This window comes from Sulfuricaulis sp. (assembly GCF_049587675.1).
GTDB lineage: Bacteria > Pseudomonadota > Gammaproteobacteria > Acidiferrobacterales > Sulfurifustaceae > Sulfuricaulis.
In genome coordinates this window covers 1-12,478 of record NZ_JBAVEJ010000122.1, presented here as the reverse complement: position 1 = coordinate 12,478, position 12,478 = coordinate 1, and the positions used below count along the sequence as shown (strand labels likewise).

The 12,478-nt window shown below is 59.6% G+C and carries 14 protein-coding genes and 1 tRNA gene; 10 read left to right on the top strand and 5 right to left on the bottom strand.

The genetic code is table 11. The features are described 5' to 3' along the window. Positions 1 to 33 precede the first annotated feature (33 nt). Together WB402_RS06335 and rimO are read left to right on the top strand one after the other, a co-directional pair. Entirely contained in the window at positions 34 to 558 is a 525-nt protein-coding gene (locus WB402_RS06335) for a DsrE family protein (RefSeq protein ID WP_424206076.1), read from the top strand. Positions 559 to 561: 3 nt separating this feature from the next. After that, on the top strand, positions 562 to 1,923 hold the full coding sequence (gene rimO / locus WB402_RS06330; protein WP_424206075.1) for a 30S ribosomal protein S12 methylthiotransferase RimO: 1,362 nt from the start codon (positions 562 to 564) through the stop codon (positions 1,921 to 1,923). Here rimO and mtnC read toward each other — a convergent pair. Together mtnC and WB402_RS06320 are read right to left on the bottom strand one after the other, a co-directional pair. Further along, positions 1,913 to 2,587, bottom strand: coding sequence for an acireductone synthase (gene mtnC / locus WB402_RS06325; RefSeq protein WP_424206074.1), 675 nt, complete (start codon positions 2,585 to 2,587; stop codon positions 1,913 to 1,915). The two genes, rimO and mtnC, sit on opposite strands and share 11 nt — an antisense overlap. 19 nt (positions 2,588 to 2,606) lie before the next feature. Beyond that, a complete protein-coding gene (locus tag WB402_RS06320; protein WP_424206073.1) occupies positions 2,607 to 3,800 on the bottom strand; it encodes a class I SAM-dependent methyltransferase in 1,194 nt (397 codons plus the stop codon). Positions 3,801 to 3,942: 142 nt separating this feature from the next. On the opposite strand from WB402_RS06320, the gene WB402_RS06315 reads away from it, so the two are divergent. After that, positions 3,943 to 4,695: a pteridine reductase gene (locus tag WB402_RS06315; RefSeq protein ID WP_424206072.1), complete on the top strand. Its 753-nt coding sequence runs from the start codon at positions 3,943 to 3,945 to the stop codon at positions 4,693 to 4,695. A gap of 14 nt (positions 4,696 to 4,709) precedes the next feature. Here the strand turns inward: WB402_RS06315 and folK are convergent, their stop codons facing one another. Then, positions 4,710 to 5,204, bottom strand: coding sequence for a 2-amino-4-hydroxy-6-hydroxymethyldihydropteridine diphosphokinase (folK, locus tag WB402_RS06310; protein WP_424206071.1), 495 nt, complete (start codon positions 5,202 to 5,204; stop codon positions 4,710 to 4,712). Positions 5,205 to 5,208: 4 nt separating this feature from the next. Then, a complete protein-coding gene (gene folB, locus WB402_RS06305; protein WP_424206070.1) occupies positions 5,209 to 5,562 on the bottom strand; it encodes a dihydroneopterin aldolase in 354 nt (117 codons plus the stop codon). 92 nt (positions 5,563 to 5,654) lie between these two features. Here folB and plsY point away from each other — a divergent pair, with 92 nt between their 5' ends. After that, complete coding sequence (gene plsY / locus WB402_RS06300; RefSeq protein WP_424206069.1) at positions 5,655 to 6,239, top strand: glycerol-3-phosphate 1-O-acyltransferase PlsY; 585 nt, start codon at positions 5,655 to 5,657, stop codon at positions 6,237 to 6,239. On the opposite strand, the gene tsaD is transcribed toward plsY, so the two are convergent. Then, positions 6,240 to 7,280 carry a tRNA (adenosine(37)-N6)-threonylcarbamoyltransferase complex transferase subunit TsaD gene (tsaD, locus tag WB402_RS06295; protein ID WP_424206068.1) on the bottom strand — a complete coding sequence of 347 codons (1,041 nt, stop codon included), beginning with the start codon at positions 7,278 to 7,280 and terminating at the stop codon, positions 6,240 to 6,242. Between the two features lie 130 nt (positions 7,281 to 7,410). Between tsaD and rpsU the strand changes: the two genes are divergently transcribed. The 6 genes from rpsU to WB402_RS06265 form a co-directional block, all read left to right on the top strand. Then, a complete protein-coding gene (gene rpsU, locus WB402_RS06290) occupies positions 7,411 to 7,650 on the top strand; it encodes a 30S ribosomal protein S21 (protein ID WP_424206067.1) in 240 nt (79 codons plus the stop codon). A gap of 21 nt (positions 7,651 to 7,671) precedes the next feature. Further along, entirely contained in the window at positions 7,672 to 8,121 is a 450-nt protein-coding gene (locus tag WB402_RS06285) for a GatB/YqeY domain-containing protein (RefSeq protein ID WP_424206066.1), read from the top strand. Positions 8,122 to 8,204: 83 nt separating this feature from the next. Next, positions 8,205 to 9,992 carry a DNA primase gene (dnaG, locus tag WB402_RS06280; protein ID WP_424206065.1) on the top strand — a complete coding sequence of 596 codons (1,788 nt, stop codon included), beginning with the start codon at positions 8,205 to 8,207 and terminating at the stop codon, positions 9,990 to 9,992. Beyond that, complete coding sequence (gene rpoD, locus WB402_RS06275) at positions 9,988 to 11,946, top strand: RNA polymerase sigma factor RpoD (protein ID WP_424206077.1); 1,959 nt, start codon at positions 9,988 to 9,990, stop codon at positions 11,944 to 11,946. Before dnaG ends, rpoD begins: the two co-directional genes overlap by 5 nt. Before the next feature lie 64 nt (positions 11,947 to 12,010). Beyond that, positions 12,011 to 12,087 (top strand) — tRNA-Ile (locus tag WB402_RS06270). 131 nt (positions 12,088 to 12,218) lie between these two features. Further along, positions 12,219 to 12,478 (top strand): VanZ family protein (locus tag WB402_RS06265; RefSeq protein WP_424206064.1); only part of this gene is annotated, 260 nt, incomplete at its 3' end.

The window sequence follows — 12,478 nt, the reverse complement described above, 5'->3', positions numbered from 1 at the left end:
CGTCCGTCGGGGAGCTAGTCAGGAAGGTGAATCATGATCAAGAGATTGTGTAATCCGTTGCGACGGATGTTCATGGCAATGCTGGTGTTATGGGCGGCTAGCACCTTGAATGCGGTGGCGGCCGATCAATCCGCCGTGAAGCCGGCGGAAGAGGCAATCAAAGTGGTGTACCACGCCGATTTTGCCGACCCGCGCCGCTTCAGCGCCATGCTGTCCAATATCCATAATATGGTTTCGACCTATCAGTCCGAGCTCAAGGAATATGATGTGCGTATCGTGTTCGTTTCCTACGGGATTCGTTTTGTCACGCAGGACAAACTCACCGGCACGCCGTTTGCCGAGGACCCCGTCCTCAAGCAGCGCCGCGCGGAATTGCTGACCCGGCTGGCGACGCTGCGCGACAACGAAGGCGTAAAGCTCGAACTCTGCGACATCACGCGCGAGGCCGTGCACCTGCCCAGGGAAAAGGTCATTTCTGGCGTAACGTTGGTGCCCTCCGGCGTGGTGCGCATCGCGGAATTGCAACACCAGGGCTACGCCTACCTCAAGGTGGAATAAGCCATGTCCAAAGCGGTTCCTTCACGCCCGGCCGCGCAGACCGGGGTTACTCCCGTGCCCCGGGTCGGGTTCGTCAGCCTGGGATGCCCCAAGGCGCTGGTGGATTCCGAACGCATCCTCACGCAATTGCGCGCCGAGGGTTATGAGATCTCGCCGGAATACGCAGGCGCGGACCTCGTGGTGGTCAACACCTGCGGTTTCATTGATGCAGCGGTGGAGGAGTCGCTCGACGCGATCGGCGAGGCGCTGGCGGAGAACGGCCGTGTGATCGTCACCGGTTGTCTCGGCGCCAAGGGCGACATCGTGAAACAGGCGCATCCGCAGGTGCTGGCAGTCACCGGCCCGCATGCGCTCGAGGAAGTCATGCAATCGGTGCACGCACACCTGCCGAAGCCGCATGACCCCTACACCGATCTCGTGCCGGCGCAGGGGATCAGGCTCACGCCGCGGCATTACGCCTATCTCAAGATCGCCGAGGGCTGCAATCATCGCTGCACCTTCTGCATCATTCCTTCGATGCGCGGTGATCTCGTGAGCCGTGACATCGGCGAAGTTATGCAGGAGGCGGAAAATCTAGTGAAGAGCGGCGTGAAAGAGCTGCTCGTGATTTCGCAGGATACCAGCGCCTACGGCGTGGATGTGAAATACCGCCCCGGCTTCTGGCACGGCCGGCCGGTCAAGACGCGCATGACCGAACTCGCGCGTGCGCTGGGCGAACTGGGCGTGTGGGTGCGGTTGCATTACGTTTATCCCTATCCGCACGTGGATGAGATCATTCCGCTCATGGCGGAAGGAAAAATCCTGCCGTATCTCGATGTGCCGTTTCAGCACGCGAGTTCGCGGATACTGAAACTAATGAAACGTCCGGCCAGCGCCGAGAACAATCTGGTGCGCATCGAAAACTGGCGCGCGGTTTGCCCCGACATCACGCTGCGTTCCACCTTCATCGTCGGTTTCCCGGGCGAGACGGAGCGGGAGTTTGAAGAGCTGCTCGATTTCCTGCGCGCGGCACAGCTCGACCGCGTCGGCTGCTTCGCCTATTCACCGGTGGAGGGCGCCGTCGCCAACGCCTTGGCTGATGCAGTGCCAGAGGAAATCAAACAGGAACGATTGACGCGCTTCATGGAATTACAGGCGGAAATTTCCGCGGAAAAATTACAGCGCAAGGTCGGCAGAACCCTGACGGTGCTGGTGGACGGCATCGAGGAAGGCCAGGCGGTGGCTCGCTCCAGCGCCGACGCACCCGAAATCGACGGCGTGGTTTTTGTCGCGGACGCGAAGGGCCTGAAGCCGGGCGATTTCTGCGAGGTCCGCGTCACGCGCGCCGGCGAACACGACCTGTGGGCGCGGCGACTTAAATCATAATTTCGTCGAAGTTTCGGGCCTGCCGGTGCGCCGCCTTGGGATCGATAGTCCCGTCCCTTACCAGCCAAATGGTTTGCATTCCCGCGGCCTGTGCGGCGTCGAGTTCTTCGGGTATGTCGGAAAGAAACAGGATGTCATCGGGCGCGCTGCCGATGGCCGCGGTGATCTTGCGGTACGAGCCGGCCTCGCGCTTGTTGCCGATATTCGTGTCGAAATAGCCTGAAAACAGCAGCGTCAGGTCGCCGTAGCCGGTGTGCGCGAACAGCAGCTTCTGGGCCTGGACCGAGCCTGAGGAAAAGACATACAGCCGGATACCGACCTGTTTCCATTTCTGCAGATGGCGCACGGCGTCTTCGTACATGTGCCCCTTGAAGTCGCCTTTTTTGTAGCCGTCTTCCCAGATCATGCCCTGCAAGCATTTCAGCGGTGTGAGCTTCTTGTCCTCGGCGATCCAGTGCAGGAGCTGTTCTATGACTTCCGCGTCGGTCAGATTCTTCCCGCTCAGCCGCCGCACCTCATCCAGCTCATGCCGCACCGCCGGTTCCTGCGCGTGGGCGCGTACGAACTCCGACATGTGCGCGCGCGAATAGGGAAACAGCACGTCCTTCACAAAGGACAGCGATGAGGTGGTTCCTTCGATGTCGGTAACTATCGTTTTGATCATTGTTTTATTTACGCTCGATTCAGAGGCGCCCGCGCCGGTCATGAACCGCAAATCCCGGGAACGATTCCTGGATACCGCGCCCGAGGGCGATGACTTTATACAACTCACCCATTTCGTGCGGCGAGGTGAGCTTCTTGACCTGCTGCGTCAGCTCGAGGTGGGCGCGCACGTCCTCCGGATCCGAGACTGACATCAACTGCTCCAGTCCGCTGCCGATCAGAAACGCCGCCTGCGAAGTGTAGCCGAGCAGCGACAGACCAGTCCCGGTTGCGGCATCGGCGATGGCGGTAAAATCGACGTGCGCGGTAATGTCCTGCAGACCGATGAGTATCAGCGGATCGTCATGGACGCGATGACGATAGTGGCACATGAGCGTGCCATCGGAGCGTTGTGGATGATAAAACTCGGTGCGCGGGAAGCCGTAGTCGATCAGCAACATCGCCCCCTGTTTCAGAATATCGGCAGCGCTGCGCACCCAGGCCTCAGCCATGAAATTGATCTCCGAGGTGTAACCCGTTGACAGGGCAAGCGGTTCGATGCGAGCCCGGATCGCTTCATCCGCCTGTTTTTCCCGCCACACGAAGCGGTCAGTTTCCCACGTGACGTGTAATTGCCGGACGCCGTCCTCCGCGATCCGGAAACGCTCACTGGGCATGGCGTCCAGCAGTTCGTTGGCCAGTAGCACGCCGCGAAACTCGACCGGCAGGGCGTCGAGCCAGTGTACGCGCTTCAACAGCTGCGGGGCCTTGTGACGCAGCGTCTCGGCCTGACGATTGCGCAAATCATTGCTGAGTTCGAGAATCAGATAATGTTCCGGGAGATGGTCCAGCGCTTCAAGTTCGTGCAGCAGATCGGCTGCCAGCGCGCCGCTCCCGGCGCCGGCCTCCAGGATATCGCCGCCCCCGACTTGCGCCAGAATCGATTGGCACGGACGCGCGAGACAGCGCGCGAACAAAGAACCCATTTCCGGGGCGGTGACGAAATCGCCCGCCACGCCGAATTTGTACTTTCCGGCCGCGTAGTAGCCCAGCCGCGGGGCATAGAGCGCCAGTTCCATGAAACGGGCAAAGGAAATGAGCCCGCCGCATGCTGCGATTTCCTCGCGAATAAGCTGCTGGAGCTGGCTGCTATGCTCCTGTTCTTCTGCTGTCGGGGGCGGCAATGCGCGTGGGTCGGGACTGGCCGTCTGGCCATGGCGGTCGGGCGATTTCATCGGGCGGCTTGGCGCAAGGACGGGCAACCGGTATCGTGTCGAGTCTGGAACTATACTGGATATTCTATGATCAAGACGAACGAACGTAGCGAAGTAAAGCTTCTAAATCTTATGTCAGGACGAATGAAATAGGGCTTCATTTATGGCGGACAACCCCCTCGAAGGCAAGGTAGCCCTGATCACGGGTGGCGCGCACCGCATTGGTGCGGCCGTGGCGCGCATGCTGCATGCCCAGGGCATGAAGCTCGTGATTCATTATCACACTTCGGAAAAAGCCGCCCATGCCCTGCAGGAGGAATTGCACCAGAACCGGCCGGAATCGGTGATGCTGGTGCGCGGGGACCTCAACAGCGGTGAGCGCCAGGCGCGGAACCTGGTGTTCGAAACCGTCGAATCCTTCGATCGTCTCGACGTGCTGATCAACAATGCCTCGCGCTTTTATCCCACCCCCGTCGGCGAGGCGACCGAATCACAGTGGGACGATATCGTGGGCACCAATCTCAAGGCACCGTATTTTCTCGCGCAGGCAGCCGCACCGCACCTCAGGAAAACCGGCGGTTGTATCGTCAACATCGCGGATATTTACGGCGACCGCCCGCTGATCGGTTATCTCATCTACAGTGTCGCCAAGGCCGGCGTGATCATGCTCACCAAGGCATTGGCGCGAGAGCTGGGACCGGAGATACGGGTCAATGCCATCGCCCCCGGGGTCATCCTCTGGCCCGAGAGCGACCTCGATGAAATGTCCAAGCAACGAATCATTTCGCGCACACCGCTCAAGCGCTCCGGCGAACCCGACGATGTCGCGCGCACGGCGCTGTTTCTGATTCGCGACGCCGGTTTCATTACCGGTCAGGTGCTGGCGGTGGACGGCGGACGCTGGGTGGTGATGTAGGAAGCATCGTTGCATTACGAACGCGGATCAAAATCCGTTTTCCAGATTTCCTGTTTTCCTGAACTGAACTGCTCCCACATCCTGGCGTAGCTGAGCCCCGTTTCCGGGTGCCGCAGATCCGGCGCGATATCCGCCAGCGGACGCAGCACGAAGGCGTAACGCTGAATGTCCGGATGCGGCAGATTGGCCTGGCTGTCATGCCGCACGATATCGTCGTAGAGCAGCAAGTCCAGGTCGAGCGTGCGCGCGCTGAAGCGATTTTCCCGGCGGCTGCGCCCAAAGCGTAACTCGATGTGTGAAAGCGTTTCCTTGATGCGTTCGATCGGCTCGGCGGTGTCGAAGCCCGCCACGAGATTGTAGAAGTTATCGCCCTCGAAACCATGGGCCTTGCTTTCGTATACGGGGGACAGGGTGAGAGGGCCGTAATGCACCGGCAGTTCGCGCACCGCTCCGCGAATGCTGTTTTCCCTGTCGATGTTGCTGCCGATTCCGATGTGCACCCGCGGCACAGGCTTACACCTCGCCGCGTTCGATGATGATGCCCACGTCGCCGGCACCGCGGACGGCGCCTTTCTTGTTGACGCGTACCCGCACCCACTTGAGTTTGAACTCGGCAAGCAGAATTTCAGCGACCTTCTCGGCCAGGGTTTCGACCAGCTGGAATTGCGAGTTGCCGACGAAATCAATGAGTCGCTTGGCCACGGCCTTGTAATTGAGCGTATCGTCGATGCGGTCCGTGGCCGCGGCACGGCGGATGTCCACGGCCATGTCGAGGTCGAGGATGATGGTCTGCTTGACGCGGCGTTCCCACTCCCAGATACCGATGATGCACTCGATCTTGAGGTCGTGGAGGTAGATGATGTCCATGAGGCGGGCTCGTGATTGTCGTGGAAATATAACCAAAAAGCCCGGTGCTGTCTCTTGACGCCACCGGTGCAAACACATTCCAATAGCGCCTCATGCTGATTTATCTCCTGCCGCTGGCGGCCTACCTGTTCGGTTCCATATCGACCGCGGTGCTGATCGCGCGCGCGATGGGCCTTCAGGATCCGCGCGAGGTCGGCTCCAGGAATCCCGGTGCGACCAATATCCTGCGTTATGGCGGCAAGACGGCAGCGGTGCTGACGCTAATAGGGGATATTCTCAAGGGGGTCATTCCGGTGCTGATCGCTCGCGCCCTGACCGCCGACGCCGTGATTATCACGCTCTGTGGTTTCGCCGCTTTTCTCGGCCACCTGTTCCCGGTGTTCTTCAGTTTCCGCGGTGGCAAGGGGGTAGCGACGGCGCTGGGTGTGTGGTTCGCGCTCAATCCCTGGGTCGGCCTGGCATTGCTCGCCACCTGGATACTCATGGCGCTGCTGTTCCGCTATTCCTCGCTGGCGGCGCTGGCGGCATCCGCGCTCGCACCGTTGTATGTCGCGTGGCTGTCGCCGGGCACTCCCTATCTGGCGACCATGATCGTCATGAGCGCGATTTTGATATTTCGGCACCGCTCCAACATCCGCAATCTCATCGCCGGCACGGAAACCAAGATCGGACGTTAGTTAGTTTTTGATCGCCCCGATTTCCTCGATGCGCCAGCGCGCCCGCGCGCCGAAAGCCAACGGCTCACGCTGTCCCGCCGCCAGACGCAGATATCCGGCGTAGGCGATCATGGCGCCGTTGTCGGTGGAGAATTCCGGCCGCGGGAAAAAAACGCGCACGCCGAGTTTTTCAGAAAGAAGTGTCAGACGTTCGCGCAATTTCCGGTTGGCGCTAACGCCGCCGGCTACCACCAGTTGCTTCGCGCCGGTTTGCTCGAGCGCCCACTCGCACTTGATCGCCAGCACATCCACGGCAGCTTCTTCGAATGAGGCGGCGATGTCGGCGACCAGCCGGGGCGTCAGCGGCTGGTTTTGCACCGCGGTGACCACCGCGGTCTTCAGGCCGCTGAAACTGAAATCGAGCCCCGGGTGCGCGCCCTGGGTCTTGAGCCGTCCGGTCTTGGGCCGTGGAAACTGAAAACGCTTGGGGTCGCCACCCAACGCTGCCTGCGCAATGGCGGGCCCGCCCGGATAACCGAGGCCGAGCAGTTTGGCGGTCTTGTCGAAGGCCTCGCCCACGGCGTCATCCACGGATTCACCCAGGATGGTGTAATGGCCCAGCGCCTGCACGTCGGCGAGCAGTGTGTGCCCGCCCGAGACCAGCAGCGCGGTGAAGGGAAAGGCCGGCGGGTCGGGTTCGAGCATGGGCGAGAGCAGATGCCCTTCCATATGATGAACGCCGACGCAGGGCACATTCCAGGCAAAGGCGAGCGAACGGCCGAGAGCCGCGCCCACGAGCAGCGCTCCAGCCAGCCCTGGGCCTGCGGTGTAGGCGATGCCATCGATCTGCTCAGGATGGGTATTGGCTTCCTGCATGATTGCCCGGATCAGGGGCAGCGCCTTGCGAATGTGGTCGCGCGAGGCCAGTTCCGGCACCACCCCGCCATAATCGAGGTGCAGTTCGGTCTGGGAAAACAGCCGATGCGCCAGCAGGCCCTGGCCGGAATCGAAGAGGGCTACGCCGGTGTCATCGCAGGAGGTTTCGAGCCCGAGCACACGCATGGGCCGATTTTACACGGGAAGGGCCGGATTTCCGGTCTGTGATGTACAAATCCGGCGGGAATCTATAGAATCGCCGCCTTTCCGTATCTGACCGGCCCCTATATGGCGGCCTACTTTTGCGAGGGGAACAATGCCTTCAGTCCGGGTTAAAGACAACGAACCGTTTGAAATGGCGTTGCGCCGTTTCCGCCGCTCATGCGAAAAAGCTGGCGTATTCACCGAAATGCGTCGCCGCGAGCACTACGAAAAGCCGACCGAAATCCGCAAGCGCAAGGCCGCCGCGGCGCGCAAACGCGAACTGAAGAAGCTCATGCGTCGGAACAATCCACGTCCTCCCGCACCCGCCGCTGCTGCCGGCACCCGCCCCTGATTTTCATCCGTCCCTTGGGCGATGAGCCTTAAGGAAAAAATCAAAGACGACATCAAGCAGGCCATGCGCGACAAGAACGAATCGCGCGTGACCACGCTGCGCATGCTGAGCGCCGCCATCCAGCGGCGCGAGGTGGATGAGCGCATCCAGCTCGACGACGCGCAGGTCGTTGCCGTGATCGAAAAGCTCGTGAAGCAAGGCCGTGAGTCGATCGAGCAATATATGAAAGGCGGGCGCCCGGAACTGGCCGACAAGGAATCCGGAGAAATCGCCGTCTTTCAGGCCTATCTGCCGCAGCAGTTGGGCGACGCCGAAATTGATAAGCTTATTGCCGAGGCCATTGCCGCCACCGGGGCGAGTTCGGTCAAGGACATGGGTAAGGTCATGGGCGTGCTAAAGCCCAAGCTCCAGGGCCGGGCCGACATGGGGCAAGTAGGCGGCAAAATAAAAGCCAAGCTCGGTGCCGCCTGATCCGGATCGCGTTATTTCCCGGTAAATCCGCTCCATAAATTCATTCCGTTCCCGCGCTTCACCGGCCTGTTTAGAATACCCGCATGGCCGGCCGCATCCCCAAGCAGTTCATTGACGAGTTACTGACGCGTAGCGACATCGTCGATGTCATCGATTCTTACGTGCCGCTAAAAAAGGCCGGCAAGGACTACAAGGCCTGCTGCCCGTTCCACGAGGAAAAAACCCCGTCGTTTACTGTCAGTGTCGACAAACAGTTCTATCACTGCTTCGGTTGCGGCGCGCACGGTTCGGCCATCGGCTTTCTCATGGATTACGAACACATGAGCTTCGTGGAGGCGGTCGAAGATCTCGCCGCCCGCGCGGGACTCAAGGTTCCCAAGGAAGCAGGGATAGTTTCGGAGCAAGACAAGGACAGCGGCGCGAACCTGCTCGAGATCCTGCGTGAAGCGTCGCGTTTCTACCGGCAGCAACTACGCGAGCATCCGCAGGCCGGCCGGGCGGTGGAGTATCTCAAGGGACGCGGCATCACCGGCGAGATCGCGCATGAATTCGGATTGGGTTTTGCGCCGGATGGCTGGGACAACCTGCTGCGCGCCCTGGGCAAAGATGACGCGAGCCGCGAAGCTCTGGCGCGCGCGGGCCTGGCGGTCAAAAAAGAAGCTGGCGGCTATTACGACCGCTTCCGTGATCGCATCATGTTTCCGATCGAGGATTATCGTGGGCGGGTAGTCGCCTTCGGGGGGCGGATACTGGATAAGGGCGAGCCCAAATACCTCAACTCGCCCGAGACGCCGCTGTTCCACAAAGGGCGCGAACTCTACGGCCTGTTTCACGCGCGCGAGGCGATCAAGCGCGACAACCGGGTGCTGGTGGTCGAGGGCTACATGGACGTCGTGGCGCTGGCCCAGTTCGGCGTGGATTTCGCCGTGGCCACGCTGGGCACCGCGACCACGCGCGACCATCTCGAGCGCCTGTTCCGCCATGCCCCGGAGGTCATTTTCTGCTTCGACGGCGACCGCGCCGGGCGCGAGGCCGCCTGGCGCGCCCTGGATAACGCGTTGCCGGCACTGCGCGAGGGCTGGCAGGCGAGTTTCCTGTTCCTGCCGGAAGGAGAGGACCCGGACACGCTGGTGCGCAAGGAGGGCAGGGATGCGTTTCTGGCGCGTCTGAAGACTGCGACCCCATTGCCGGAATACCTGTTCGACAATCTCATGCGCCAGGTGGACATGAACCGCATGGACGGCCGTGCCCGGCTGGTGGAACTCGCGCGTCCGCTGCTGTCCAAGATGCCAACGGGTGTTTTGCGCCAGATGATGCTGGACCGCTTGGCGGAGTTGAGCCGCATGGATGTGGGCAAGTTGCCGGTCCCGTCGGGGAACGCGGAGCCGGCCAATGTTTTCAGGACAGCGAGGCGCGGGTCCTCCAGCGGGCCCCAGGAGCCGCCTTCCATTGTGCGTCGGGCAATTGCCCTGATGTTGCAGCATCCTGTATTGGCGAAAAAGCTGAGCAATGAAAGCGAGCTTGCCGGCCTTGATCTGCCAGGGATGCCATTGTTTTTAGAGCTGTGTGGCTTGCTGAAACATTCACCAACGCTGAATACTGCCGCTATTATTGAGAGTTTTAGCGATAGTGAATACCAACATCATCTTTCCAGACTGGCGGTATGGGGCTATCCGGCCATGGCCGAAAACGTGGAAATGGAATTTGACTCGGTAATAAATCGTCTTTGCGCTGCCTCATCCAAGCAAAGAACCCAACGACTTTTGCAAAAACAGCATGTCCAAGGTTTAAACCAGATGGAAAAAGACGAATTGGCACGGTTATTGAGTGTGAAGAGAGACAATTCACGTCTATCTCCTTCTCGCCATTGAAAAATTTGGGGCGAGCAACCACTTAAGCTATACTTTCGCGTTTTGCGCGCTTCTATGTTCCAACACAGACAATTTTCAGGCGGCTAAACCCGCAGACGGTATTTCAATGGATCAGGAAACACAACGTTCGCAGCTGAAAAAGCTGATCATTCAGGGTAAAGCCCAAGGTTTTCTCACGTATCGTGAGATCAACGACCATTTGCCTGAAGATGTTCATGACACCGACCAGATCGAGGCGGTGGTGAACATGATCAACGACATGGGGATCGCGGTTTACGACGAAGCACCCGATCCGGATACCCTGTTGCTCAAAACCACCGAAACCCCTCCGCCGGCGGAAGACGAAGAAGAGGCCGCGGAAGAGGCCGAGCAGGTGGTGACCTCGGCCGTCGACAGCGAATTCGGACGCACCACCGATCCGGTGCGCATGTACATGCGCGAGATGGGCACGGTGGAGCTGCTCACGCGCGAAGGCGAGATCGACCTTGCCAAGCGCATCGAAGACGGCGTGCGCCAGACGACCGAAGCGATTGCCGCCTGCCCGGCGGCGATCGCCGAAGTCGTGCGCATGATGGATCTGGTCGAGATCGACCAGATGCGTCTGACCGACCTGGTGGTGGATTTTGTCGATCCCAATGCGACCGAACTTCCCCTGCCCGAAGTCCCGAGCGAGAAGGCCGCTGCCGATGTCGATGACGACGAAGAGAACGGCTCCGGCGAAGGCGGTAGCGAAGAGGAGGAAACCGGCCCGAACCGCGAAGAGGCGCTGATCCGCTTTGCGCGTATCCGCAAACTGCACTTGAATCTGCTCAAGGCCATCGAGAAGAAGGGCTATGACAGCCCGGAAGTGAAGCGGGTTCAGGCCAAACTCGCCGATGAATTCATGCAGACCAAATTCGTCGCGAAACAGATCAACCGCCTGGTGGAATATGTTCGCGCGCTGGTTGAATACGCGCGCGAACAGGAAAAAGTCATCATGGACATCTGCGTGAACAAGGCGCGGATGCCGCGTAAGACGTTTATCAAGATTTTCCCCAGCCACGAAACCAACAAGCGCTGGGTCAAGAAGGCGATCAAGTGCGGTGAAGGCAATGTCTCGGTCATCGAGAATCATACCGACGCGATTCACGCCGTGCAGGACAAGCTCAAGAACCTCGAGGAACGTGCCGGCCTGCCGATCGGCGAGCTCAAGGAAGTCAATCGCCGCATGTCGATCGGCGAGGCCAAGGCCCGCCGCGCCAAGAAGGAAATGGTCGAGGCCAACCTGCGCCTCGTAATTTCGATCGCCAAGAAATACACCAACCGCGGGCTGCAATTTCTCGACCTCATCCAGGAAGGCAATATCGGCCTGATGAAGGCGGTGGACAAGTTCGAGTACCGCCGTGGTTACAAGTTCTCGACCTACGCGACGTGGTGGATCCGCCAGGCGATCACGCGTTCGATCGCCGATCAGGCGCGCACCATCCGCATCCCGGTGCACATGATCGAGACGATCAACAAGCTTAACCGCATCTCCCGACAGATGTTGCAGGAAATGGGCCGCGAGGCCACGCCGGAAGAGCTGGCGAGTCGCATGGACATGCCGGAAGACAAGATCCGCAAGGTGCTCAAGATCGCCAAGGAACCGATTTCCATGGAGACGCCGATTGGCGACGACGAGGATTCGCATCTGGGCGATTTTGTCGAGGACGCCAATTCCGTGGCGCCTCCGGATGCCGCGACCGGCAGCGGCCTGAAATACGCGACTTCGGAGATTCTCGAGACGCTCACCCCGCGCGAGGCCAAGGTATTGCGCATGCGCTTCGGCATCGGCATGAATACCGACCACACCCTCGAAGAAGTCGGCAAGCAGTTCGACGTGACCCGCGAACGCATCCGCCAGATCGAAGCCAAGGCGCTACGCAAGCTGCGTCACCCGAGCCGTTCCGAGCATTTGCGCAGCTTCCTCGACTAAGCCATCGCTGTTCTATCCACACCCGCAACGGGCCGGTACAATACCGGCCCGTTGTCATTAAATTGGGCCTGTAGCTCAGTTGGTTAGAGCAGGAGACTCATAATCTCTTGGTCCCAGGTTCGAGTCCTGGCGGGCCCACCATGTATTCGAGTAGTTACATGTGACTCCCTCCCCATTTCTCCACTATCGGCGCAGGGTGCAAGATTAGGCGGTGACACTAAAAACCGTTTTAATTGGACTGTTTGTTAATCCTTAAGAAAAATAAACCCAATATGGATTTGCCACGAACCAATATTATTACCTTCAGGCTGGCATTGTTGGCGGCTTTGGCAGTTGTTACGCATCTCGCAACGACGCATATAAATTATCCAGTGGTCGAAAATATGAATGACAAAGTGAATCATATTTTGGCGTTTTATGTTTTAGGATTTCTGGCAGATTTTTCGTTTCCCAGGAATAAATTGGGGCTTTCCAAAGTTCTTCCGCTATTAGGCTTCGGGCTATTAATCGAGGTCATTCAGTATTTCTTACC

Bases quoted from the DNA above. Each gene is read 5' to 3' on its own strand.
- WB402_RS06335 (WP_424206076.1), top strand. From the start codon at position 34: ATGATCAAGAGATTGTGTAATCCGTTGCGACGGATGTTCATGGCAATG.
- rimO (WP_424206075.1), top strand. From the start codon at position 562: ATGTCCAAAGCGGTTCCTTCACGCCCGGCCGCGCAGACCGGGGTTACT.
- mtnC (WP_424206074.1), bottom strand. From the start codon at position 2,587: ATGATCAAAACGATAGTTACCGACATCGAAGGAACCACCTCATCGCTG.
- WB402_RS06320 (WP_424206073.1), bottom strand. From the start codon at position 3,800: ATGAAATCGCCCGACCGCCATGGCCAGACGGCCAGTCCCGACCCACGC.
- WB402_RS06315 (WP_424206072.1), top strand. From the start codon at position 3,943: ATGGCGGACAACCCCCTCGAAGGCAAGGTAGCCCTGATCACGGGTGGC.
- folB (WP_424206070.1), bottom strand. From the start codon at position 5,562: ATGGACATCATCTACCTCCACGACCTCAAGATCGAGTGCATCATCGGT.
- plsY (WP_424206069.1), top strand. From the start codon at position 5,655: ATGCTGATTTATCTCCTGCCGCTGGCGGCCTACCTGTTCGGTTCCATA.
- tsaD (WP_424206068.1), bottom strand. From the start codon at position 7,280: ATGCGTGTGCTCGGGCTCGAAACCTCCTGCGATGACACCGGCGTAGCC.
- rpsU (WP_424206067.1), top strand. From the start codon at position 7,411: ATGCCTTCAGTCCGGGTTAAAGACAACGAACCGTTTGAAATGGCGTTG.
- WB402_RS06285 (WP_424206066.1), top strand. From the start codon at position 7,672: ATGAGCCTTAAGGAAAAAATCAAAGACGACATCAAGCAGGCCATGCGC.
- dnaG (WP_424206065.1), top strand. From the start codon at position 8,205: ATGGCCGGCCGCATCCCCAAGCAGTTCATTGACGAGTTACTGACGCGT.